A 21,107-nucleotide genomic window follows, 5' to 3' on the forward strand; every position below is an offset into this window, starting at 1 on the left:
ACGGCAGTCCAACGCTGTACCACTGTCACAGAGCCCACGCGGGCTCGGGAGTGTTCGTCGTGAAAGCTGCACAACGGTTCGTTTTCTCCGCCATCATGCTGGCCAGCGTGGCTGCCCTGCCGGCCTACGCCGCCTGCGTCGACCCGGTCAACCAGGAAGGCGTACACCTGCAACAGCAACAGCAGAACGGCATCAATTATGTGTCGGGCGGTATTGGCCAGGACGAGTCCTGCGCCATCCAGAAGATGCGTGGCTATAACCTGCACATCACCTTTTCCGCCGGCCCCGAGAACAAGTATGAGTCGGGCATCAAGGTGGCGATCCAGGGCGCCCAGGGGCATGAAGTGCTGAACGTGAGTGACGTCGGGCCCATCCTGCTGGCGCAGTTGCCGGCCGGCAAGTACGTGATTGTCGCCCAGTTGGACGGGCGCGAAATGCGCAGTACCGTGGATTTGAGCAGCGGCAAGATGCAGGCACTTAACGTGCATTGGCGCGAATCCAGCGCCAGCAAAATGCAACCGTAGCCGCTGCCGCCAGGCTGCGCTGGCCCTGTGCCTCACCGCAGATCTTCGGCATGCAACAGGGCCAGCGTAGCCTGGCGCCAGCGGCTACCGTTTATTCGAAGATCTGCTGCGGGGCGGATTCACGCTTCTCGTATTTCTTGAAGCCGTTCATGGTGTTCACGCCACCATAGAACCCACCCAGTTCGCCGATGTTGTCCAGGCCCACTTCAACAAAGGGCGCATGCAGCGAAACCGGCACACCCCAGCCCGAGGTGCCATAGCTCACGCCGGCGCCGGCGTAGAAGTCGCGATCACCGCCCAGCGCCTGCACGCCAACCCGAGGGTCGAATGCATGCAGCGATGTGGTGACGGTCGCTGCACCGCCGTACACGGTGTCGGCGCTTTCAGAATAGACATGCTGGTAGGCCAGGCCCACGCGCGCGTTGTCGAGGTTGATTCCGCCCTGGCCGAAGGGCAGTTGGAAGGTCACACCCACCTGGCTCTGGTGTCGGGAATGTGTATCTGCAAAGGCGGCCGGGGCCAGAATGCTCAGCACGACTGCCCCCACAATGCTTTTTGAAATGTACACGGTCGATCTCCAGAGGTAGTTGTCTTACCTGGACATTACATCGCCATCACCGCAAACATTTAACCACTGCGTAACAGGTGCGACACATCGCTGACCAAATAGTTGATACCCACCATAGGGCGGACCGCTCCAGTTATCGTAAACTGCGCGGCTGGCAGGTCTTACTGGAACACCAATCGTTTATGCGCATTCTGCTGATCTGCAAGGACATGGGCGGGTACATCCGCAAGCTGTCCGATTTTCTGCAACACCAGGGCCACCAGGTCCTTTTCCTCGATACGGCGCAGTCCAGCCCACGCCTGGACTGGCTCTCGGGCAAGTTGCGCTCGGTGGCCCGGCACCATCTGGGCCTATGGCTGGATGCCCGCAAGATCAAGGCCTTCGGCCAGGCGGATTACCTGCTGGTGGTCAACCCCGGGCAGATAGAGCCCGCCACCATCGAGCGCGCCATGGCCATTGCCAGGGTGAAAAAAGCTTATCTGTATGACAGCCTGGCACGCTCCCCGGTGTCGGACAGCTGGCTCAAGCGGTATGACCAGGTGTACAGCTTCGAAGCGCCCGATGCCCGGCGCCACGGCCTGACCAAGCTCTACAACTTCATGTATGAAGACCTTGCCGTGCCCACCCCGCAAAGCCACGCCAAGTACAAGGCGTTCCTGGTGATGGCTGGCCTGGATCGCCTGGCCCTGCTGGATGCCATTGGCCAGCAACTGGAGCAGGCCGGCTTCCCCCAGTATCTGTTCATGGTGCAATACAAAAAGCCCGGCGAGGCGCGCAGCCGCATTACCTTTTTCCGCGAGCGCCTGGGGCTGGATGACGTGACCCGGCTGATCGCCGAGGCGGACATTTTGATCGACCTGATTCGCCCACGGCAAAGCGGCCTGAGCTTCCGGCTGTTCGAGGGGATGATGCATGGCAAGAAGGTGATCACCAACAATGCGTCGGTGGTGGATTACGACTTCTACAACCCGGCCAACATTCTGGTGATCGACGAGCAGAACCCGCAGATACCTCGCGCGTTTCTGGAAAGCGCGTATGTGCCGGTGCCTGAAGCGATCCGGGCGCGCTATAGCCTGCATGGCTGGTGCGACACCGTTTTTTCAGCCCCGCGCTAAGGGCTTTGCGGCTGGCGATGCCCACCCGGTGCATCGCCGCCGCGCCCAGCCGTTACTCTTCCTCTTCTTCCTCTTCCATGTCGTAGCCCGCTTCATGCTTCAGGTAGCCAGACCCTCCGCGCGCGGTGCCCCAGGGCTGCTCGATGACTTCCCCGCTGTCCCATTCCTGGTACAGATTTTCCCTGACCACTGCGCTATCCATAGCGGCCATACGTGAACGATCACTGTTTGAGCGGTCCATAACCACCTCCTTTTTGGTTGAATGGAAAAGCCTAGCGCAGGTGTCAAAAGATGACGGCCATCGTCGGCGCCGCATGTCGGAATGTCAGACAAATCCGGTTACCCGGGCAAACGCCAGGCGAAAAAAAACGGCGGGCCCCAAGGCCCGCCGTTTATCAGGATCAGGCTTCAGCGTGTTCGCTGAAATCCGTTTCCTGCCGCAGTTTTTCAGCAAACTCGGCAACCGTCATGGCGCCCAGGTCTTCGCCGGAACGGGCACGCACGGTGACCAGGCCCTGCTCTTTCTCGCGGTCGCCCACCACCAGCAGGTAGGGGACGCGCTGCAAGGTATTCTCGCGGATCTTGTAGCCGATTTTCTCGTTGCGAAGGTCCGCTTCCACCCGGAAGCCCATCTTCACCAGCCGCTCGCGGGTAGCCTGAACGTAGTCGTTCTGGGCATCGGTGACGTTGACCAGCACCGCTTGCACCGGCGCAAGCCAGGCAGGGAACACCCCGGCGTGGTGCTCGATCAGGATGCCCAGGAAGCGCTCCAGCGAACCGACGATTGCCCGGTGCAACATCACCGGACGACGACGTTGGGAATGCTCGTCGACGTACTCGGCGCCCAGGCGATCCGGCATGTGGTAATCCACCTGGATGGTCCCCACTTGCCATTCCCGGCCGATGGCGTCGCGCAGGTGGTACTCGATCTTGGGGCTGTAGAACGCGCCCTCCCCCGGCAGCTCTTGCCACTGCACGCCACAATCGCGCATGGCGTTGCGCAGCAGGTCCTCGGCCTTGTCCCAGACCTCGTCGCTGCCCAGGCGCTTGCCTGGCTCGGGACGCAGGGCGATCTTCACCGCGATGTCGGTGAAGCCGAAGTCGGCGTACACCTTCAACGCCTGCTGGTGGAAGGCTTTGATCTCGTCGGGGATCTGCTCTTCGGTGCAGAAAATATGCCCGTCATCCTGGGTAAAGGCGCGTACCCGCATGATGCCGTGCAACGCCCCCGAGGGCTCGTTGCGGTGGCAGCCGCCGAACTCGCCGTAACGGATCGGCAGTTCGCGGTGGCTGCGCAGGCCGTGCTTGAAGATCTGAATGTGCCCGGGGCAGTTCATGGGCTTCAAGGCGTATTCGCGGTTCTCGGACTCGGTGACAAACATGTTTTCCTTGTAGTTGTCCCAGTGCCCCGAGCGCTTCCACAGGGTGCTGTCCACCACTTGGGGCGAGCGCACTTCGCGGTAGCCACTGTCGCGGTACACGCGGCGCATGTAGTTCTCCACCGACTGCCACAGCGACCAGCCCTTGGGGTGCCAGAACACCATGCCCGGCGCCTCTTCCTGCTGGTGGAACAGGTCGAACTGCTTGGCCAGTTTGCGGTGGTCGCGCTTTTCCGCCTCGGCCAGTTGCTGCAGGTAGTGCTTGAGGTCTTTGTCGTTCAACCAGGCGGTGCCGTAGATACGGCTGAGCATGATGTTGTCCGAGTTGCCGCGCCAGTAGGCACCGGCCACCTTCATCAACTTGAACGCGCCCAGCTTGCCGGTGTTGGGCACATGCGGGCCGCGGCACAGGTCGGTGAATTCGCCCTGGGTGTACAGCGACAGTGGCTCGTCGCTGGGGATGGAGTCGATGATCTCGGCCTTGTAGCCCTCGCCCTTTTCCAGGAAAAACGCACGGGCCTCGTCGCGCGGCAGCACGCTGCGGCTGACGGGCAGTTGTTCCTTGACGATCCTGGCCATCTCGGCCTCGATCAGCGCCAAGTCATCCACGGTGAAGGGGCGCGGTGCCACGAAGTCGTAGTAGAAACCGTTGGCGATGACCGGGCCAATGGTGACCTGGGTGCCCGGGTACAGGCGCTGCACGGCCTGGGCCATCAAGTGCGCAGTGGAATGGCGCACCAGCTCCAGGGCATCGGTGCTTTTGGTGGTCACAATCTCTACCGTGGCGTCCGTGTCCAGCAGGTAACCGGCGTCCACCAGCGTGCCGTTGACCTTGCCAGCCAGCGTGGCGTTGGCCAGGCCCGTGCCAATGGACAGGGCCAGTTGCTGAACAGTGAGGGGCTGGGGAAATTCCCGGCGGCTTCCATCCGGTAAAGAGATTGTAACCATCATGGTCGAGTACTCGATGTTGAAAAAACTGAAGTGCGTCAAAACACTTGCCAAGGTGCAGCTCGCGATCCGTCGGAGCGAGTGGCGGGTCTTGGACCATATCACGCCACATCAATAATGGATCCACTTAATGGGCAAGTTTTCATCTTGGCGTTGCCGCCGCACGGCCCGCGTTGCGCGCTCAACAACCTTCATCCAACACCGTATTGGCGACCCTGTGGCACTCTGACATAATCCGCGCCCTGATTTGCGGCCTGGCGCCTGAAACGCCCCCCTCCCTGCGGCCGCAGACTGCGTAACGGACTACGTTGATGAGCTACTTCTCGATCGAATTCGGTCTCTGTTTCATTGTGTTCTTCCTGCTGTACTGGTGCCTGAGCTTCAGCCTGCGCGCCCAGAACCTGCTGTTGCTCGGCGCCAGCTACGCCATCCTCGCCAGCTTCAACCTGAACTTCCTGAACATCCTGCTGGTGTACACCGTGGCCGTGTTCGGCCTGGGCAAACTGAGTGCCCGCCACCCTGGGCGATGGTTCACCCACGCCGCCATCATGGTGCTGGTGCTGGGCTGCTTCTACTTCTTCAAGTACCAGGATTTCTTCGTCGGCTATGCCCAGCAGGGCTTCCAGGCCATGGGCGTGGACATGGCGTTGCCGCTGATTGAAGTGCTGTTGCCGGTGGGTATGTCGTTCTACATTTTCCACTCGGTCAGCTATCTGATGTCGATCAACCGCGGCACGCTCAAGCCTGCCGCGCCGCTGGACCTGGCGCTGTACCTGGCGTTCTTCCCCAGCCTGATCGCAGGGCCGGTGAACCGCGCCGAGCACTTGCTGCCGCAGATCCTGCCCGCCGCGCCGCGCCAGATACTGGAGCCGCAACGGGCGCTGGGGCTGGTGGCGCTGGCGGTGGTGAAGCTGTTCCTGTTCAGCACCTGGCTGGCGAATAACTGGGTAGACCCGGTGTTCGACACCCCTACCGGCTTCTCGCCGGAACAGATCCTGCTGGGCATTTACGGCTACTCGCTGCAGATCTATTTCAACTTCAGCGGCTACACCAACCTGGTCACCGGCATCGCGTTGTTGCTGGGCTTCCGCCTGCCGCGCAACTTCGACTACCCGTACATGGCGCGCAACCTCAAGGAGTTCTGGGACCGCTGGCACATCAGCCTGTCCACGTTCATCCGCGACTACGTGTACATCCCGCTGGGTGGCAATCGCAAAGGCTTCTGGCGTAGCAACCTGAACCTGTTCGCGGCCATGGTGATTTCGGGCCTGTGGCACGGCGCCAGCCTCAACTTCCTGATCTGGGGCGCGCTGCATGGCCTGGGCCTGATCGTGTACAAGCTCTATAGCCGCGCCTTCCCCGGCCAGCGCACGTGGCTGGGCGCCGACCTGCTGGCGCGCCTGCTGACCTTCCATTACGTGGCTTTTGCCTGGATTTTCTTCCGCAGCGCCACCCTGGAAGACACCCAGGACATGCTGGCCGGCCTCACCCACTTGTCTTTCGAAGGTCTGAGCCAGGGCCCATGGGCCGGCATTCTGGCTTGCCTGACGCTGGTGGCCTGCTACCCGTGGCTGGTCGCCAGCCTGCGCAAGGGCTTCGCCGCCAGCCAGCGCATCCCGTGGCTGGTGTACCCGGTACCGTTGGGCCTGTTCATTTCCGTGGTCATCTTTGCGTCGCCATCGGGCGTGCCGGGGTTCATCTATGCCAGTTTCTAAGTGGTGGGCCAGCCAGCCCGTGAAGGCGCTGCAAGTGACCCTGGGCCTGCTGGTGGCCGCGCTGATTCTGCTGTGGCTGAACCAGACGTCGGTGCGCCTGTATTGCCAGCAGAAATACCACGCCGCCTGCAGCGTGCCCGGCCTCAGTGACAATGGCGCCTGGACCTTCGGCGCCACCCTGACCCAGGCCATGGATGACGCCCGCGGCGCGTTCCTGGCCCGCATGGACGGCACGCCCCCGCCCGAGCCGGTTGTCATCGAACCGGTGGTGGCGCCCCAGCCGCAGGTGGTGGAAGTACCCGAGCCGGTGGTGGTGCCCAAGGTGCAGGAACCGGTCAAGGTCACGCCCCTGACCATCGCCAACCTGAGCGGCAATGACGAGGTGTTTTTCGTTGGCGATTCGCTGATGCAGGGTGTGGCGCCGCATATGGCCAACACCCTGCTCAAGCGCTACAAGATCAACAGCGTCAACCTCAGCAAGCAAAGCACCGGCCTTGCCTACCCCGGCTTCTTCAATTGGCCGCTGACGGTGCAGCAGACCTTGCAGGCCAACCCCAATATCCGTTTGATCGTGGTGTTCATGGGGCCTAACGACCCGTGGGACATGCCGGTGGCCAAGGGCAAACCGTTCCTGCGCTTCCACAGCGTCGACTGGGAAGCCTCTTACCGACAGCGCGTGGAAAGCATCTTCGAGCTGGCCAAGGTGCACCACGTGCAGGTCATCTGGGTGGGGCCACCGAACATGCGCAAGGACAAGCTGTCCACTGCCATGGCCTACCTCAGCGATCTGTACAAAAGCGAAGCCAGCCACTACGGCCAGCTGTTCCTGTCGGCCAACGATGTGCTGGGTTACCACGACGACACCTTCTCGCCATACCTGGAAAGTGCCGACGGCAAGAAAGTGAAGACCCGCGTCGATGACGGCATCCATTTCACTACTACCGGGCAGAAGCTCATCGCCGAACGGGTGATGTCGCTGATCAATGTCCAGACCCACGACTTAACGGAGCGTTGAATGAAACGACTGCCTGGCCCCATGACGCTGCTGAGCGCCCTGCTGTTGAGCGGCTGCAGCCCGGTCTCGGCCGTCGCCACGCAAACCACGCCCAGCCCTGCCAAAGTGGTGCGGGTAGCCAAGACGGCAGACGCCGACCCCAACCTGCGCCTGCTGCAGAACAAACTGAAAAACGCCCAGCGCTCGGCGGTCACCATCGTGCAACTGGGCGACTCGCACACAGCCGCCGACCTGCTGACCGGGGAGCTGCGCACGCGCTTCCAGCAGGACTACGGCAACGGCGGCATCGGCTTTATCTCGGGCACAGCCGTGCCGGGCACACGCTATGACCAGGTGCGCATTACCGCGGCGAAAAGCCAGTGGGCCCTGACCTCGGCGCGCAACCAGCACAGCGATCGCTTCCCCCTGGGCGGCTACCTGTCGGTGGCGCAGACGGCGGGCGCCCATGTGCACCTGGAGCCCACCCCCGCCACGGACATGCGCTACCGCGTCTCCACCCTGTACCAGGCCGCCAGCAACAACACCCTGCAGGCCCGCGATGACTACACCCAGATAGCACGCCCGCTACCCGCCACCAACGGTGAATGGCGCCTGAGCCCAGCCATCGGCAACCTGGCCTTGCCCATGGACCTGACCTTCGCCAGCGGCCAGAACCTGGCCGTGGGTGGCTGGAACATCCTGGCGCAGAACAACAGCGGCGTGGTGTTCTCCACCCTGGGCATCAATGGCGCGCAGTTCAGCGTGGTGGACAAGTGGCAAGCCGGCTGGCTCGACACCTTGAAGGCACTCAAGCCTGACCTGCTGATCATGGCCTACGGCACCAATGAAGCCTTCGATGATGACCTGGACATAGGCTTGTATGAAAGCCAGCAGACCCAGCGCATCCAGCAACTGCGCCAGGCCTTGCCGGGCACCGTGCTGTTGATTGTCGGCGCGCCGGATTCGATCAAGAACAAAGGCGCCAGTGGCTGCCAGGCGCGGCAGCCGCGCAGCCTGCATGGGGTAATCGACAGCCAGAAGCGTGTGGCCAGTCAGAATCGTACGTTGTACTGGAGCTGGCAGGCGTTCATGGGTGGGGATTGTTCGATCAACAGCTGGCAGGCGCAGAACCTGGCACGGCCGGATCTTGTGCACTTCACCAAGGAAGGCTACCTCAAGGTGGCGGATGGGTTGTACGACTACCTGAACACCCTGATCGCCCCCGCCAAACACTAAATCCCCGTAGCCGCTGCCGCCAGGCTGCGCTGGCCCTCAACCACACTGAAGATCTCCAGTGTTCACGCGGGCCAGCGCAGCCTCGCGGCAGCGGCTACAGGGTGATCGTTCAAGGCCACAGCTCGGCTGCAGCTGCACCGCTTTTTGCTCCACCCATCTGCTCCTTATCCCCCTCCCCCCTTCTGCGCTATTATCCTTGGAATGTCATCTTCTGGCATACCGAATACCTTTTGTCGTCTGCCCTCCCCTGCACCTTGCACAAAGGGGCTTGCACGAACAATATTATGGTATACCATCATACAACAACACCAAATCCCATCCCTAAAATGGAGCAGGTCATGAGTTTCGAAATCCGCAAGATCGTCAGCTACACCGAGGAAACCCTCATCGAAGGCGGCAAGGCCACTGACAAGCCCGTGACCATGGTCGGCCTGGCCGTGGTGATCAAGAACCCATGGGTTGGCAACGGCTTTGTCGAAGACCTCAAGCCCGTGATCAAGGCCAACTGCTCCGAACTGGGCGCGCTGATGGTGGAACGCCTGACTGCCGCCATCGGCGGTGCCGACAAGATCGAAGCCTACGGCAAGGCTGCCGTGGTAGGCGCCGACGGTGAAATCGAGCACGCCTCGGCGGTTATCCACACCCTGCGCTTCGGCAACCACTACCGCGAAGCGGTGCAGGCCAAGAGCTACCTGAGCTTCACCAACAAGCGCGGCGGCCCGGGCACCTCCATCCAGATCCCGATGATGCACAAGGACGACGAAGGCCTGCGCTCGCACTACATCACCCTGGAAATGAAGATCGAAGACGCGCCGCGTGCCGACGAGATCGTGGTGGTACTGGGCGCTGCCAACGGCGGCCGTCTGCACCCGCGCATCGGCAACCGCTACATCGACCTTGAAGAACTGGCCGCAGAAAAAAACAACTAAGGCTTGCAGGAGCGTTCCATGATTCGGCCTACCGCTGAACTCACCCCGGCCGGCACCAGTTACCTGGCGACCGGCCAAGGCCACCCCGTGATCCTGATCCATGGCGTGGGCCTGAACAAAGAAATGTGGGGCGGCCAGATGGTCGGCCTGGCCCCGCATTACAGCGTCATTGCCTACGACATGCTGGGCCACGGCGCCAGCCCGCGCCCCGCGCAGGGCACGCCGCTGGGCGGCTATGCCGACCAATTGCTGGAACTGCTCGACCACCTGCAGATACCCCAGGCCATCGTCATCGGTTTTTCGATGGGTGGCTTGGTGGCCCGCGCCTTTGCCTTGCACCACCCCACGCGCCTGTCGGGGCTGGTGGTGCTCAACAGTGTGTTCAACCGCAGCGCCGAACAGCGCGCCGGGGTGATCGCCCGCACCGCCCAGGCCGCCGAACACGGCCCCGACGCCAACGCCGAGGCGGCCCTGTCGCGCTGGTTCAGCCGCGAGTACCAGGCGGCCAACCCGGCGCAGATCGCCGCCATTCGCCAGACCCTGGCCAGCAATGACCCCCAGGGTTACCTGACCACTTATGAATTGTTCGCCACCCAGGACATGTACCGCGCCGACGACCTGGGCAGCATCCACGTGCCCGCGCTGATCGCCACCGGCGAACTGGACCCCGGCTCCACGCCGCTGATGGCCCAGCAACTGGCCGAGCGCATTCCCGGCGCGCAAGTTGCAGTGCTTGAGGAACAACGGCATATGATGCCGGTGGAGTCGCCGCGCCTGGTCAACCAGATGCTGCTGGACTTCCTGGCCCACGCGCTCACCACCCAGAACCACGCCAAGGGGATCGTTGCATGACTCTCGCCCGCTTTCAGATGTGCATCGACGGCCAATGGGTCGATGCGCTGTCCGGCAAAACCTTCGAAAGCCTCAACCCGGCCACCGCCCAAGCCTGGGCGCAGTTGCCCGACGCCGACGAAGCCGACGTGGAACGCGCCGTGCAAGCGGCGCAGAAAGCCTTTGAAAGCCCGGCCTGGCGCGGCCTGACCGCCACCGCCCGGGGCAAACTGCTGCGCCGCCTGGGCGACCTGATTGCCGAAAACAAAGAGCAACTGGCCCAGCTGGAAAGCCGTGACAACGGCAAGCTGATCCGCGAAACCCGCGGCCAGGTGGGCTACCTGCCGGAGTTCTTCCACTACACGGCGGGCCTTGCCGACAAGCTGGAAGGCGGCACCCTGCCGCTGGACAAGCCTGACCTGTTTGCCTACACCGTGCACGAGCCCATGGGCGTGGTCGCCGGCATCATTCCGTGGAACAGCCCGCTGTACCTCACCGCCATCAAGCTGGCCCCGGCCCTGGCGGCGGGCAACACCATCGTGCTCAAGCCGTCCGAACACGCGTCGGCGACTATCCTGGAACTGGCGCGCCTGGCCCTTGAGGCCGGCATCCCGCCGGGCGTGGTCAACGTGGTCACCGGCTACGGCCCCAGCACCGGCGCGGCGCTGACCCGCCATCCGCTGGTGCGCAAGATCGCCTTCACCGGCGGCGCCGCCACCGCCCGCCACGTGGTGCGCAGCAGCGCCGAAAACTTCGCCAAGCTGTCGCTGGAGTTGGGCGGCAAGTCGCCGAACATCATCTTTGCCGACGCCGACCTGGACAGCGCGATCAACGGCGCGGTGGCCGGCATCTACGCCGCCTCCGGGCAAAGCTGCGTGTCGGGCTCGCGCCTGCTGGTGCAGGACGAGATCTACGACGAATTCGTCGCCCGCCTGGTGGAACGCGCCCAGCGCATCCGCATCGGCAACCCGCAGGATGAAACCAGCGAGATGGGCCCCATGGCCACCGCCCAGCAACTGGCCGTGGTCGAAGGCCTGGTCGCTGCCGCATTGGCCGAAGGCGCCACCCTGCGCACCGGCGGCAAGCGCGCCCACAGTGACAGCGATGGCTGGTACTACGAGCCCACCCTGTTCGAGTGCGACAGCAACTCGATGAAGATCATGCAGGAAGAAGTGTTCGGCCCCGTGGCCTCGGTGATCCGCTTCAAGGACGAGGCCGAGGCGCTGGCGATTGCCAACGACTCGCAGTTCGGCCTGGCGGCCGGCATCTGGACCCGCGACCTGGGCCGCGCCCATCGGTTGGCCCGCGACGTGCGCTCAGGCATTATCTGGGTCAACACCTACCGCGCTGTATCGGCCATGGCGCCGATTGGCGGCTTCAAGAACAGCGGCTACGGCCGCGAGAGCGGCATCGATTCGGTGCTGGCCTATACCGAGCTGAAAACGGTATGGATCAACCTCTCGCAGGCGCCCATGCCCGATCCTTTTGTGATGCGCTAAGAGAGCCACTGCCATGATCGAACCCGGCATCTACAAAGAAGTAATGGCGTCCTTCCCTTCCGGCGTCACGGTGGTCACCACCCTGGGCCCGGACGGCGGCATCGTCGGCATCACCGCCAGCGCCTTCAGCGCCCTGTCCATCGACCCGGCACTGGTGCTGTTCTGTCCCAACTACGCGTCCGACACCTACCCGGTGCTGCGCGACAGCAAGCGCTTTGCCATCCACCTGCTGTCGGCCGACCAAAAAGCCGAGGCCTACGCGTTTGCCGGCAAGGGCAAGGACAAGGCCCAGGGCATCGAGTGGCACGTGAGCGAGCTGGGCAACCCGCTGCTGGCCAAGGCCACGGCGATCATCGAGTGCGAGTTGTGGCGTGAATATGATGGTGGCGACCATGCCATCATCGTTGGCCAGGTGAAAAACCTGATATTGCCGACGGAGCCGGTGACGCCGATGGTTTACCACAAGGGTAAGTTGGGGGCTTTGCCTACTATTGTGTGAGAACCTTGAGGGCCCCTCGCGAGCAAGCTTTGCTCCCACAGTGTACGACCCCACATAGGTGGTGCGACTTGCACTGTGGGAGCAAAGCTTGCTCGCGAGAGGCCCTCAAGCCTGGAGCCCATGATAAACTCGCCCATGATTTTCGGCCCTTGTCCGGCCCCCATTCCGGCCCTGAGGTACCCACCCAACTAATCAGAGCGGACCCGATGAAACGCCTGCCACTCGACGACAGCTTCAAGGTCAATCGCAACCCCGTCACCCTGCGCGAAATCGTGCTGGATAAACTGCGCAGCGCCATCATGAATTTCCAGCTGCTGCCCGGCGACCGCCTGGTAGAGCGCGACCTGTGCGAACGCCTGGGCGTAAGCCGCACCTCGGTGCGCGAGGCCCTGCGCCACCTGGAGTCCGAAGGCCTGGTGGAATTCGCCGACGCCAAGGGCCCGCGCGTGGCCATCATCACCCTGGAAGACGCCCGCGACATCTACGAGCTGCGCTGCGTGCTGGAAGGCCTGATCGTGCAGCTGTTCACCCTGAACGCCAAAGCCAAAGACATCCGCGCCCTGGAAAAGGCCCTGGACGAGAACCGCCGGGCGCTCAACGAGGGCGAACTGACCCAGGTACTGGACTCGGTGCAGGGCTTCTACGACGTGCTGCTGGAAGGCTCGGGCAACCACGTGGCCGCCACCCAGTTGCGTCAGTTGCAGGCACGCATCAGCTACCTGCGCGCAACGTCCGTGTCCCAGGAAAACCGTCGCGGCGCCAGCAACCAGGAAATGGAGCGCATTGTTGCGGCCATCAAGAGCGGCGACCCGCTGGCCGCCCACCAGGCCTCGGTGGACCACGTACGCGCCGCCGCAAAAGTGGCCCTGGACTACCTGCGCCTGAAGCAGAACGACACCAGCAAGCTGCGTGACATCGCCACCCCCATCGTCCAGAAAGAACCGCGCATAGGGAGTTGATCATGCCCAGCCCACGCTTCTGCCCGCAGTGCGGTGCCGCCCACCTGGTTCACCAGGTGCCTGCCGGCGATACCCATGAACGGCTGATGTGCACGGGCTGTGGCTACATCCACTACATCAACCCCAAGATCATCGCCGGCTGCATCATCGAGCAGGACGGCAAGTACCTGCTGTGCCAGCGCGCCATCCCCCCGCGCCCTGGCACCTGGACGCTGCCGGCAGGCTTCATGGAAGCCGGCGAGACCACCGAGCAGGCGGCCGTGCGCGAGGTGTGGGAGGAGACAGGCGTGCGCGCCGACATCGTCTCGCCCTACTCCATTTTCAGCGTGCCGCGCATCAGCGAGGTGTACATCATCTTCCGCGCCATCGCCGTGGAAATCACCGGCGCCTTCGGCCCGGAAACCCTCGACTACCGCTTCTTCGCCCCGGACGACATTCCGTGGGACGCCATTTACTACCCGGCCATACGGCAGATCCTCGAACGCTACATCGAGGAACGCCAGGCTGGGGTCTACGGCATCTACATGGGCAACGACGACAGCGGCAAGATCCACTTCATCCGCTGACTACACCGCGGTGTCGTCACCCAGCGGGTACCCCTCGACTATGATGATTTCAGCCGTGGCTGCGGTTTCGCGCTGCGCCTTGGCCTGCTGGTATTCGGGCGAGTTATAGCAATCGATGGCGTGCTGGTACGAGGGAAACTCGATAACCACGCTGCGCTGTGGTGTCTCGCGCCCTTCCATGGCAATGCTGCGCCCGCCACGGGCCAGGAACTTCGCGCCATACAGGGCAAATGCCGTGGGCGCACGCTGGGTGTACTCGGTGTATTGCTCAGGGTCGGTGACGTCTACCTGGGCGATCCAATAAGCCTTCATTACTACCTCGACGGTTCCGGTTAAAATTGTATTATGGTATACCAGAATAACGATAAAGCCTGCCAGTCATAGGTGAGACAACACATGGCCTTCAATAGCACCGAAGAAATCATCGAAGACTTCCGTCAGGGCAAGATGGTGTTGCTGGTGGATGATGAGGATAGAGAAAACGAAGGCGACCTGCTGCTGGCAGCCGACCGCTGCACCGCCGCCGACATCAGTTTCATGGCCCGCGAAGCCCGCGGCCTGATCTGCCTGACCCTGACTGACGAGCACTGCCAACGCCTGGGCCTTGAGCAGATGGTGCCGGCCAACGGCAGCGTGTTCGCCACCGCCTTTACCGTGTCCATCGAGGCCGCTGTCGGGGTGACGACCGGTATCAGCGCCGCCGACCGCGCGCGTACCGTGCAGGCCGCCGTGGCGCCTGGCGCCAGCGCCAATGACATTGTCCAGCCCGGCCACATCTTCCCCCTGCGCGCCCGCGAAGGCGGCGTGCTGACCCGCGCCGGCCACACCGAAGCCGGTTGCGACCTGGCGCGCCTGGCCGGCTTCACCCCGGCCGCGGTCATCGTCGAAGTGATGAACGACGACGGCACCATGGCCCGCCGCCCGGACCTGGAAGTGTTTGCGCGCAAGCACGGCATCAAGATCGGCACCATCGCCGACCTGATCCACTACCGCCTCAGCACCGAGCACACCATCGTGCGCAACGGCGAGCGCGACCTGCCCACGGTACATGGCACCTTCCGTCTGATTACCTATGAAGACCGCATCGAAGGCGGCGTGCACATGGCCATGGTGATGGGCGACATCCGCCGCGACGACCCCACCCTGGTGCGCGTGCACGTGATCGATCCGCTGCGCGACCTGGTGGGTGCCGAATACAGCGGGCCCAGCAACTGGACCCTGTGGGCGGCGTTGCAGCGGGTGGCCGAGGAAGGTCGTGGCGTGGTGGTGGTGCTGGCCAACCATGAGTCGTCCCAGGCGTTGCTGGAGCGTGTACCGCAGCTGACCCAGCCGCCGCGGCAGTACAGCCGGTCGCAGTCGCGGATCTACTCCGAGGTGGGGACGGGTGCGCAGATATTGCAGGACATTGGCGTGGGCAAGCTGCGCCACTTGGGGCCGCCGCTGAAGTATGCGGGGCTGACGGGGTATGACCTGGAGGTGGTGGAAAGCATTCCCTTCCAACCCTGACGCGCCCTGTAGCCGCTGCCGCAGGCTGCGCTGGCCCTCCATCCCACTGAAGATCTCCAGTGGAACATAGGGCCAGCGCAGCCTGGCGGCAGCGGCTACAAGATAGCCGGTAAGGCGAAACTCTTGTACAAATCTTGGAATACCATAATATGATATTCCAGTAGACCGAAAGAATGTGTCAGGTGCGCCCGCCAGGGACAGCACAAACAACAAGCCCTGACGCGGTCGACCATTACCAGGTCCCCTGGACCCACTGCTCCCGAAAGGCGGGCGATGTAAAGCCCGCTCAAAACACAACAAATGAGGGCGTACAAATGGTGTTCAACAAAGGTGCTACCGCGGTTCTCGCCGCCGGCATTCTGGCCGTATCCACGAGCGTTGCATTTGCCGCCGACAGCATGAGCTTCGTCAGCTGGGGTGGCAGCACCCAGGATGCACAGAAAGCCGCCTGGGCCGAGCCTTTCAGCAAGTCCCTCAACATCAAGGTGGTGCAGGACGGCCCCACCGACTACGGCAAGCTCAAGGCCATGGTCGACAGCGGCAACGTGCAATGGGACGTGGTCGACGTGGAAGCGGACTTCGCCCTGCGTGCCGCCGCCGAAGGCCTGCTCGAACCGCTGGACTTCAAGGTCATCGACCGCGACAAGATCGACCCGCGCTTCGTCGGCGACCACGGCGTAGGCTCGTTCTACTTCTCCTTCGTGCTGGGCTACAACGAGGGCAAGCTGGGCGCCGGCAAGCCCCAGGACTGGACCGCCCTGTTCGACACCAAGACCTACCCCGGCAAGCGCGCCCTGTACAAATGGCCAAGCCCCGGCGTGCTGGAACTGGCCCTGCTGGCCGACGGCGTAGCCGCCGACAAGCTCTACCCGCTGGACCTGGACCGCGCCTTCAAGAAACTCGACACCATCAAGAAAGACATCGTCTGGTGGGGCGGTGGCGCGCAGTCCCAGCAACTGCTGGCCTCCGGTGAAGCCAGCATCGGCCAGTTCTGGAACGGCCGCATCTACGCCCTGCAACAGGATGGCGCGCCGGTAGGCGTCAGCTGGAAACAGAACCTGGTCATGGCCGATTTCCTGGTCATCCCCAAGGGCTCGAAAAACAAGGACGCGGCGATGAAGTTCCTGGCCAATTCCAGCTCGGCCAAAGGCCAGGCGGACTTCGCCAACCTCACCGCTTATGCCCCGGTGAACAAGGACAGCGTGAGCCTGCTCAAGCCTGAGCTCGCGCCCAACCTGCCCACTGCCTACGCTAAGGATCAGATCACCCTCGACTTCGCCTACTGGGCCAAAAACGGCCCGGCTATTGCGACACGGTGGAACGAATGGCTGGTCAAATAAAGATGACGGCGGCTTCCCACCGTCACAGCACCGACAGCGCCCCCAGCGCTGTCGGCGCACCCCACGGCAAGGCGCCTGCCATGAACACACCCACCCTGGCCCAACGCTGGCGCGGCAGCCGCAACCTGCTGCCGGCCATGCTGTTCCTGGGCCTGTTCTTCTTCGCCCCGCTGATCGGCCTGCTGCTGCGCGGCGTGCTGGAGCCGGTACCGGGTCTGGGCAATTATCAGGAACTGTTCGCCAACTCGGCCTACGCCCGGGTGCTGTTCAACACCTTCTCGGTGGCCGGCCTGGTGACGCTGTTCAGCGTGCTGCTGGGCTTCCCGCTGGCCTGGGTGATCACCCTGGTACCGCGTGGCTGGGGCCGCTGGCTGCTGAACATCGTGCTGCTGTCGATGTGGACCAGCCTGCTGGCGCGCACCTACTCCTGGCTGGTGCTGTTGCAGGCCAGCGGGGTGATCAACAAGGCGCTGATGGCCATGGGCATCATCGACCAGCCGCTGGAGATGGTGCATAACCTCACCGGCGTGGTGATCGGCATGAGCTACATCATGATCCCGTTCATCGTGCTGCCGTTGCAGGCCACCATGCAGGCCATCGACCCGATGGTGCTGCAGGCCGGTGCCATCTGCGGCGCCAGCCCGTGGACCAACTTCTTCCGGGTGTTCTTGCCGCTGTGTCGCTCGGGGTTGTTCTCGGGGGCGTTGATGGTGTTCGTGATGTCGCTGGGCTACTACGTGACGCCAGCGCTGCTGGGCGGCGCGCAGAACATGATGCTGCCCGAGTTCATCGTCCAGCAGGTGCAGTCCTTCCTCAATTGGGGCCTGGCCAGTGCGGCGGCGGCGCTGTTGATCGTCATCACCCTGGTGCTGTTCTACTTCTACCTGAAGCTGCAACCGGAAAGCCCGGTCGGCTCCAGCAACGCGAGGTAAGCCGACATGCTGCTGACCCCCAATGCCATGAGCACGCGCCTGCGTGTCGGCCTTTACACCACCACCGGCATCATCGCGCTGTTCCTGTTGCTGCCCATCGTGTTCATCGTGCTGCTGTCATTCGGTTCATCCCAGTGGCTGGTGTTCCCGCCACCGGGCTGGACCACCAAATGGTACGTGCAGTTTTTCTCCAATGCCGACTGGATGGACGCCGCGCTGTCGAGCCTGAAGGTGGCGATACTCACCACCTTCTTCGCCGTGGCGCTGGGCCTGCCCACCGCCTTTGCCCTAGTGCGCGGCAAGTTCCCCGGTCGGGAAATGCTGTATGGCCTGTTCACCCTGCCGATGATCGTGCCGCTGGTGATCATCGCCGTGGCGGTGTACGCGTTGTTTCTGAAACTGGGCTACACCGGCACGCTGTTCGCCTTCGTGGTCAGCCACGTGATCGTGGCGCTGCCGTTCACCATCATCTCCATCATCAATTCCCTGAAGCTGTTCGACCAGTCCATCGAGGACGCCGCGGTGATCTGCGGCGCCTCGCGCTTGCAGGCGATCGTCAAGGTGACCTTCCCCGGCATCCGCCCGGGCATGGTGGCCGGCGGCCTGTTCGCCTTCCTGGTGTCGTGGGATGAAGTGGTGCTGAGCGTGATGATGGCCAGCCCCACCCTGCAAACCCTGCCCGTGAAAATGTGGACCACCCTGCGCCAGGACCTGACCCCGGTGATCGCCGTCGCTTCGACGTTGCTGATCGGCCTGTCGGTGCTGGTGATGGTCATCGCCGCCGCCCTGCGTCGGCGCAATGAAATGCGTCTGGGAGTTTCCAAATGAGTGCCGTGATCAACGAAACTGCGCAACCGGGCAAAACCCTGGTCAGCCTGCGTAACCTGAACAAGCATTACGGCGACTTCGCCGCTGTGGATAACATTTCCCTGGATATCCAGGACGGCGAATTCCTCACCTTCCTGGGCTCCAGCGGCTCGGGCAAAAGCACCACCCTGTCGATGCTGGCCGGCTTCGAGACGCCCAGCAGCGGCGAGATCCTGGTCAGCGGCCAGTCGCTGGTCAACGTGCCGCCGCACAAGCGCGACATCGGCATGGTGTTCCAGCGTTATTCGCTGTTCCCGCACCTGTCGGTGCGCGACAACATCGGCTTCCCGCTGAGCATCCGCAAGCACTCGGCCGAGGAAGTGAAAAAGCGCGTCGATGCCATGCTCAAGCTGGTGCAGCTGGAACCATTTGCCCACCGTCGCCCTTCGCAGATGTCCGGCGGCCAGCAACAGCGCGTGGCTATCGCCCGTGCGCTGGTCTACGAGCCACGCATTCTGCTGATGGACGAACCCCTCGGCGCGCTCGACAAGAAGCTGCGTGAAGACCTGCAGGACGAACTGCGCCAGTTGCACCGCCGGCTGGGCATCACCATCGTCTACGTCACCCATGACCAGGAAGAAGCCATGCGCCTGTCCCAGCGCATCGCCATCTTCAGCCACGGCAAGATCGTCGGCCTGGGCACCGGCTACGACCTGTACCAGAACCCGCCGAATGCCTTTGTGGCGTCGTTCCTCGGCAACTCCAATTTCCTCAAGCTCAAGGCCCAGGGCAACGCGGCGGCCACCTTCGAGAACCAGGCGCTGTCGATTCGCCTGACGCCCAACCTGCGTACTGATCAGGATGTGCTATTGATGGTGCGTCCGGAAAAGGCCCTGGCGCTGAGCGTCTCGCAGGCCATCAGCGAACCGCTGCAGGCGGGCTGGAATGAAGTGACGGCCAAGGTGACTGAGGTGCTGTTTTTGGGTGAAAGCCAGACCTGCAGTGTGATTACCGCAGGCGGCACCGCCATGACCGTGAAGGCCCTGAGCGCGGCCGGGATGCCGTTGAAGGCTGGCGATCCGGTGCGGGTGCGCTGGGCAACCGCGGATGCGTGCGTGTATACCGAGTGGGCCGAAGGTGACCTGAACAAGGCGGCTGGCGCGCATTAAATCCCGATCGCCAGCTACAAAAAAGGCGCCTGACCAGGCGCCTTTTTCATTACCGCCCCATTCCGTAGCCGCTGCCGCCAGGCTGCGCTGGCCCTCAAGTTCACTGAAGATCTCCAGCGAGGTTCAGGACCAGCGCAGCCTTGCGGCAGCGGCTACGTTATTTGGCGTACTCAAGCTTGGAGGTCTGGGCTTGATGGCCTCGCGTAGCCAGGCACCAATACAACGGACAAGTCACCACCAACCCCACCAACCACGACAAATCCACCCCCTCAATCACATTCGCCCACGGCCCCACATACAGCGACGTATTGGCAAACGGCAGTTGCACCACGATCCCGATGAAATACGCCACGATCGCATGCAGATTGAACCGCCCATACACCCCGCCATCCGCCGCAAAAATCGAGGCGATGTCATAGCAGCCACGCTTGATCAGGTAGAAGTCGATCAGGTTGATCGACGCCCACGGCACCAGCACCAGCAACAACGCCAGAATCAGCCCGATAAAGTGCGAGATGAAGTTCGACGAAGCGCCCAAGGCCATGAAGCAGCACCCCACCAGCACAATGGCCGACAGCACCACCCGCACCTTGATGCTCGGCGTCCAGTTGCCGGCAAAAGTCTGGATCGAGGTCACGATGGAAAGCGTGGCGCCATACAGGTTCAAGGCGTTGTGGCTGATGATATTGGCCAGGAACAGCACCATCAAAATCGGCCCCAGCCCACCGGTGGCCTGCTTCACCGCCGCCATGGCCTCGGTACCTTCAGGCGTGGCCAGCACTGCCACGGCGCCAAAGCTGAACGACAGGATGGTGCCCAGGCAGGCGCCGGCGTAGGTGGCCAGGAACGGCCGGGCAATGCCGATATCCGCCGGCAGGTAGCGCGAATAATCCGACACGTACGGCGAGAAGCTGATCTGCCAGATGATGCCCAGCGACACAGTGGCCAGAAAGCCCGACAGGTTAAAGGCGCCACGGCTGAAGAAGTCCAGCGGCAAGTCTTGGCTGAAGATCATGAAGAAGCCGGCCAGCAGCGCACTGCCCATCACCCAGGTGCCGATGCGGTTGAGGGTGTGGATAAATCGATAGCCGATCACGCCGATGGCGGTGGCGCTCAACGCGCCAATGATGATGCCCGCCGGCAGCGGCACGGCATTGACGATGCCATGAATCGATTCACCGGCCAGCACGATGTTGGAGATGAAGAAACCCACGTAGATAATCGCCGCGAAGAACACGATCAGCAGGGCCCCATAGCGGCCGAACTGGCCCCGGCTTTGCACCATCTGCGGGATGCCCATGCGTGGGCCCTGGGCCGAGGCCAGGGCAATCACCACCCCGCCGATCATGTGGCCGAGCACAATCGCGATCAGCCCCCACAGCAAATTGAGGTGGAACACTTGCACCACCATGGCCCCGGTCACGATTGGCAGGGGGGCGATATTGGTGCTGAACCACAAGGTAAAGAGATCGCGCGCCTTCCCATGGCGCTCAGCTAACGGCACGTAATCCACCGTATGATTTTCGATCAACTGCGTCTGTTCGGTTTTCTGGGACATGGATGCACTCGATTCTCTATTTTTGTCTTTGTA

21 protein-coding genes are annotated in these 21,107 nt (G+C 62.8%); 16 read left to right on the top strand and 5 right to left on the bottom strand.

All coding sequences use genetic code 11. From position 1 onward, the window contains the following. Nucleotides 1-59 precede the first annotated feature (59 nt). On the top strand, nucleotides 60-524 hold the full coding sequence (locus ACZ9GA_RS24685) for a hypothetical protein (protein WP_457360141.1): 465 nt from the start codon (nucleotides 60-62) through the stop codon (nucleotides 522-524). A 91-nt stretch (nucleotides 525-615) separates the two neighbouring features. Here ACZ9GA_RS24685 and ACZ9GA_RS24690 read toward each other — a convergent pair whose 3' ends face one another. Then, complete coding sequence (locus tag ACZ9GA_RS24690) at nucleotides 616-1,092, bottom strand: hypothetical protein (RefSeq protein ID WP_457360139.1); 477 nt, start codon at nucleotides 1,090-1,092, stop codon at nucleotides 616-618. A 182-nt stretch (nucleotides 1,093-1,274) separates the two neighbouring features. Here ACZ9GA_RS24690 and ACZ9GA_RS24695 point away from each other — a divergent pair, with 182 nt between their 5' ends. Next, nucleotides 1,275-2,207 carry a WaaS/CpsH family glycosyltransferase gene (locus ACZ9GA_RS24695; RefSeq protein ID WP_457360137.1) on the top strand — a complete coding sequence of 311 codons (933 nt, stop codon included), beginning with the start codon at nucleotides 1,275-1,277 and terminating at the stop codon, nucleotides 2,205-2,207. A 52-nt stretch (nucleotides 2,208-2,259) separates the two neighbouring features. Here ACZ9GA_RS24695 and ACZ9GA_RS24700 read toward each other — a convergent pair whose 3' ends face one another. Next, on the bottom strand, nucleotides 2,260-2,448 hold the full coding sequence (locus ACZ9GA_RS24700) for a hypothetical protein (protein WP_027981939.1): 189 nt from the start codon (nucleotides 2,446-2,448) through the stop codon (nucleotides 2,260-2,262). 160 nt (nucleotides 2,449-2,608) lie between these two features. Next, nucleotides 2,609-4,534 carry a threonine--tRNA ligase gene (gene thrS / locus ACZ9GA_RS24705; protein WP_457363653.1) on the bottom strand — a complete coding sequence of 642 codons (1,926 nt, stop codon included), beginning with the start codon at nucleotides 4,532-4,534 and terminating at the stop codon, nucleotides 2,609-2,611. A 311-nt stretch (nucleotides 4,535-4,845) separates the two neighbouring features. Between thrS and ACZ9GA_RS24710 the strand changes: the two genes are divergently transcribed. The 9 genes from ACZ9GA_RS24710 to ACZ9GA_RS24750 all read left to right on the top strand — a co-directional run bounded on the left by ACZ9GA_RS24710 (nucleotide 4,846) and on the right by ACZ9GA_RS24750 (nucleotide 13,762). Continuing rightward, nucleotides 4,846-6,249, top strand: a complete 1,404-nt coding sequence (locus ACZ9GA_RS24710; RefSeq protein WP_457360135.1) for an MBOAT family O-acyltransferase — start codon at nucleotides 4,846-4,848, stop codon at nucleotides 6,247-6,249. Then, nucleotides 6,236-7,264 (top strand): SGNH/GDSL hydrolase family protein, encoded by a 1,029-nt coding sequence (locus ACZ9GA_RS24715; protein WP_457360133.1) that lies wholly within the window; start codon nucleotides 6,236-6,238, stop codon nucleotides 7,262-7,264. The genes ACZ9GA_RS24710 and ACZ9GA_RS24715 overlap by 14 nt, the downstream gene beginning before the upstream one ends. After that, nucleotides 7,265-8,479, top strand: coding sequence for an SGNH/GDSL hydrolase family protein (locus ACZ9GA_RS24720; protein ID WP_457360131.1), 1,215 nt, complete (start codon nucleotides 7,265-7,267; stop codon nucleotides 8,477-8,479). A 338-nt stretch (nucleotides 8,480-8,817) separates the two neighbouring features. After that, complete coding sequence (locus ACZ9GA_RS24725) at nucleotides 8,818-9,408, top strand: amino acid synthesis family protein (RefSeq protein ID WP_457360129.1); 591 nt, start codon at nucleotides 8,818-8,820, stop codon at nucleotides 9,406-9,408. Between the two features lie 18 nt (nucleotides 9,409-9,426). Then, nucleotides 9,427-10,260, top strand: a complete 834-nt coding sequence (locus ACZ9GA_RS24730) for an alpha/beta fold hydrolase (RefSeq protein WP_457360127.1) — start codon at nucleotides 9,427-9,429, stop codon at nucleotides 10,258-10,260. After that, nucleotides 10,257-11,738, top strand: coding sequence for an aldehyde dehydrogenase (locus ACZ9GA_RS24735; protein ID WP_457360125.1), 1,482 nt, complete (start codon nucleotides 10,257-10,259; stop codon nucleotides 11,736-11,738). Before ACZ9GA_RS24730 ends, ACZ9GA_RS24735 begins: the two co-directional genes overlap by 4 nt. A 13-nt stretch (nucleotides 11,739-11,751) precedes the next feature. Beyond that, the gene (locus ACZ9GA_RS24740) at nucleotides 11,752-12,237 is read left to right on the top strand and encodes a flavin reductase family protein (RefSeq protein WP_457360123.1); all 486 of its coding nucleotides are present in this window, start codon (nucleotides 11,752-11,754) and stop codon (nucleotides 12,235-12,237) included. A 206-nt stretch (nucleotides 12,238-12,443) separates the two neighbouring features. Beyond that, nucleotides 12,444-13,196, top strand: coding sequence for a GntR family transcriptional regulator (locus tag ACZ9GA_RS24745; protein WP_457360121.1), 753 nt, complete (start codon nucleotides 12,444-12,446; stop codon nucleotides 13,194-13,196). Nucleotides 13,197-13,198: 2 nt separating this feature from the next. Continuing rightward, nucleotides 13,199-13,762, top strand: coding sequence for an NUDIX hydrolase (locus tag ACZ9GA_RS24750; protein WP_457360119.1), 564 nt, complete (start codon nucleotides 13,199-13,201; stop codon nucleotides 13,760-13,762). On the opposite strand, the gene ACZ9GA_RS24755 is transcribed toward ACZ9GA_RS24750, so the two are convergent. Beyond that, nucleotides 13,763-14,074 carry a DUF1330 domain-containing protein gene (locus tag ACZ9GA_RS24755; protein ID WP_027981950.1) on the bottom strand — a complete coding sequence of 104 codons (312 nt, stop codon included), beginning with the start codon at nucleotides 14,072-14,074 and terminating at the stop codon, nucleotides 13,763-13,765. 84 nt (nucleotides 14,075-14,158) lie between these two features. Between ACZ9GA_RS24755 and ribBA the strand changes: the two genes are divergently transcribed. From ribBA to ACZ9GA_RS24780, 5 genes are all read left to right on the top strand, one after another. Continuing rightward, complete coding sequence (gene ribBA / locus ACZ9GA_RS24760) at nucleotides 14,159-15,268, top strand: bifunctional 3,4-dihydroxy-2-butanone-4-phosphate synthase/GTP cyclohydrolase II (protein WP_457360117.1); 1,110 nt, start codon at nucleotides 14,159-14,161, stop codon at nucleotides 15,266-15,268. A 314-nt stretch (nucleotides 15,269-15,582) separates the two neighbouring features. After that, nucleotides 15,583-16,608: an ABC transporter substrate-binding protein gene (locus ACZ9GA_RS24765; protein WP_027981952.1), complete on the top strand. Its 1,026-nt coding sequence runs from the start codon at nucleotides 15,583-15,585 to the stop codon at nucleotides 16,606-16,608. Beyond that, the gene (locus ACZ9GA_RS24770; RefSeq protein WP_457360115.1) at nucleotides 16,593-17,540 is read left to right on the top strand and encodes an ABC transporter permease; all 948 of its coding nucleotides are present in this window, start codon (nucleotides 16,593-16,595) and stop codon (nucleotides 17,538-17,540) included. Before ACZ9GA_RS24765 ends, ACZ9GA_RS24770 begins: the two co-directional genes overlap by 16 nt. A 6-nt stretch (nucleotides 17,541-17,546) precedes the next feature. After that, nucleotides 17,547-18,368: an ABC transporter permease gene (locus tag ACZ9GA_RS24775; RefSeq protein WP_457360113.1), complete on the top strand. Its 822-nt coding sequence runs from the start codon at nucleotides 17,547-17,549 to the stop codon at nucleotides 18,366-18,368. Next, nucleotides 18,365-19,516 (top strand): ABC transporter ATP-binding protein, encoded by a 1,152-nt coding sequence (locus ACZ9GA_RS24780; protein ID WP_457360112.1) that lies wholly within the window; start codon nucleotides 18,365-18,367, stop codon nucleotides 19,514-19,516. Before ACZ9GA_RS24775 ends, ACZ9GA_RS24780 begins: the two co-directional genes overlap by 4 nt. Before the next feature lie 157 nt (nucleotides 19,517-19,673). Here ACZ9GA_RS24780 and ACZ9GA_RS24785 read toward each other — a convergent pair whose 3' ends face one another. Further along, complete coding sequence (locus ACZ9GA_RS24785; protein ID WP_457360110.1) at nucleotides 19,674-21,074, bottom strand: purine-cytosine permease family protein; 1,401 nt, start codon at nucleotides 21,072-21,074, stop codon at nucleotides 19,674-19,676. Nucleotides 21,075-21,107 lie beyond the last annotated feature (33 nt).

The sequence above is a fragment of the Pseudomonas sp. TE3644 genome (genome assembly GCF_056278815.1).

Coding starts and splice junctions, on each gene's coding strand:
- ACZ9GA_RS24695 (WP_457360137.1), top strand. CDS start 1,275: ATGCGCATTCTGCTGATCTGCAAGGACATGGGCGGGTACATCCGCAAG.
- ACZ9GA_RS24735 (WP_457360125.1), top strand. CDS start 10,257: ATGACTCTCGCCCGCTTTCAGATGTGCATCGACGGCCAATGGGTCGAT.
- ACZ9GA_RS24740 (WP_457360123.1), top strand. CDS start 11,752: ATGATCGAACCCGGCATCTACAAAGAAGTAATGGCGTCCTTCCCTTCC.
- ACZ9GA_RS24730 (WP_457360127.1), top strand. CDS start 9,427: ATGATTCGGCCTACCGCTGAACTCACCCCGGCCGGCACCAGTTACCTG.
- ACZ9GA_RS24780 (WP_457360112.1), top strand. CDS start 18,365: ATGAGTGCCGTGATCAACGAAACTGCGCAACCGGGCAAAACCCTGGTC.
- ACZ9GA_RS24720 (WP_457360131.1), top strand. CDS start 7,265: ATGAAACGACTGCCTGGCCCCATGACGCTGCTGAGCGCCCTGCTGTTG.
- ACZ9GA_RS24710 (WP_457360135.1), top strand. CDS start 4,846: ATGAGCTACTTCTCGATCGAATTCGGTCTCTGTTTCATTGTGTTCTTC.
- ACZ9GA_RS24755 (WP_027981950.1), bottom strand. CDS start 14,074: ATGAAGGCTTATTGGATCGCCCAGGTAGACGTCACCGACCCTGAGCAA.
- ACZ9GA_RS24770 (WP_457360115.1), top strand. CDS start 16,593: ATGGCTGGTCAAATAAAGATGACGGCGGCTTCCCACCGTCACAGCACC.
- thrS (WP_457363653.1), bottom strand. CDS start 4,534: ATGGTTACAATCTCTTTACCGGATGGAAGCCGCCGGGAATTTCCCCAG.
- ACZ9GA_RS24715 (WP_457360133.1), top strand. CDS start 6,236: ATGCCAGTTTCTAAGTGGTGGGCCAGCCAGCCCGTGAAGGCGCTGCAA.
- ACZ9GA_RS24775 (WP_457360113.1), top strand. CDS start 17,547: ATGCTGCTGACCCCCAATGCCATGAGCACGCGCCTGCGTGTCGGCCTT.
- ACZ9GA_RS24785 (WP_457360110.1), bottom strand. CDS start 21,074: ATGTCCCAGAAAACCGAACAGACGCAGTTGATCGAAAATCATACGGTG.
- ACZ9GA_RS24750 (WP_457360119.1), top strand. CDS start 13,199: ATGCCCAGCCCACGCTTCTGCCCGCAGTGCGGTGCCGCCCACCTGGTT.
- ACZ9GA_RS24765 (WP_027981952.1), top strand. CDS start 15,583: ATGGTGTTCAACAAAGGTGCTACCGCGGTTCTCGCCGCCGGCATTCTG.
- ACZ9GA_RS24745 (WP_457360121.1), top strand. CDS start 12,444: ATGAAACGCCTGCCACTCGACGACAGCTTCAAGGTCAATCGCAACCCC.
- ACZ9GA_RS24725 (WP_457360129.1), top strand. CDS start 8,818: ATGAGTTTCGAAATCCGCAAGATCGTCAGCTACACCGAGGAAACCCTC.
- ribBA (WP_457360117.1), top strand. CDS start 14,159: ATGGCCTTCAATAGCACCGAAGAAATCATCGAAGACTTCCGTCAGGGC.
- ACZ9GA_RS24700 (WP_027981939.1), bottom strand. CDS start 2,448: ATGGACCGCTCAAACAGTGATCGTTCACGTATGGCCGCTATGGATAGC.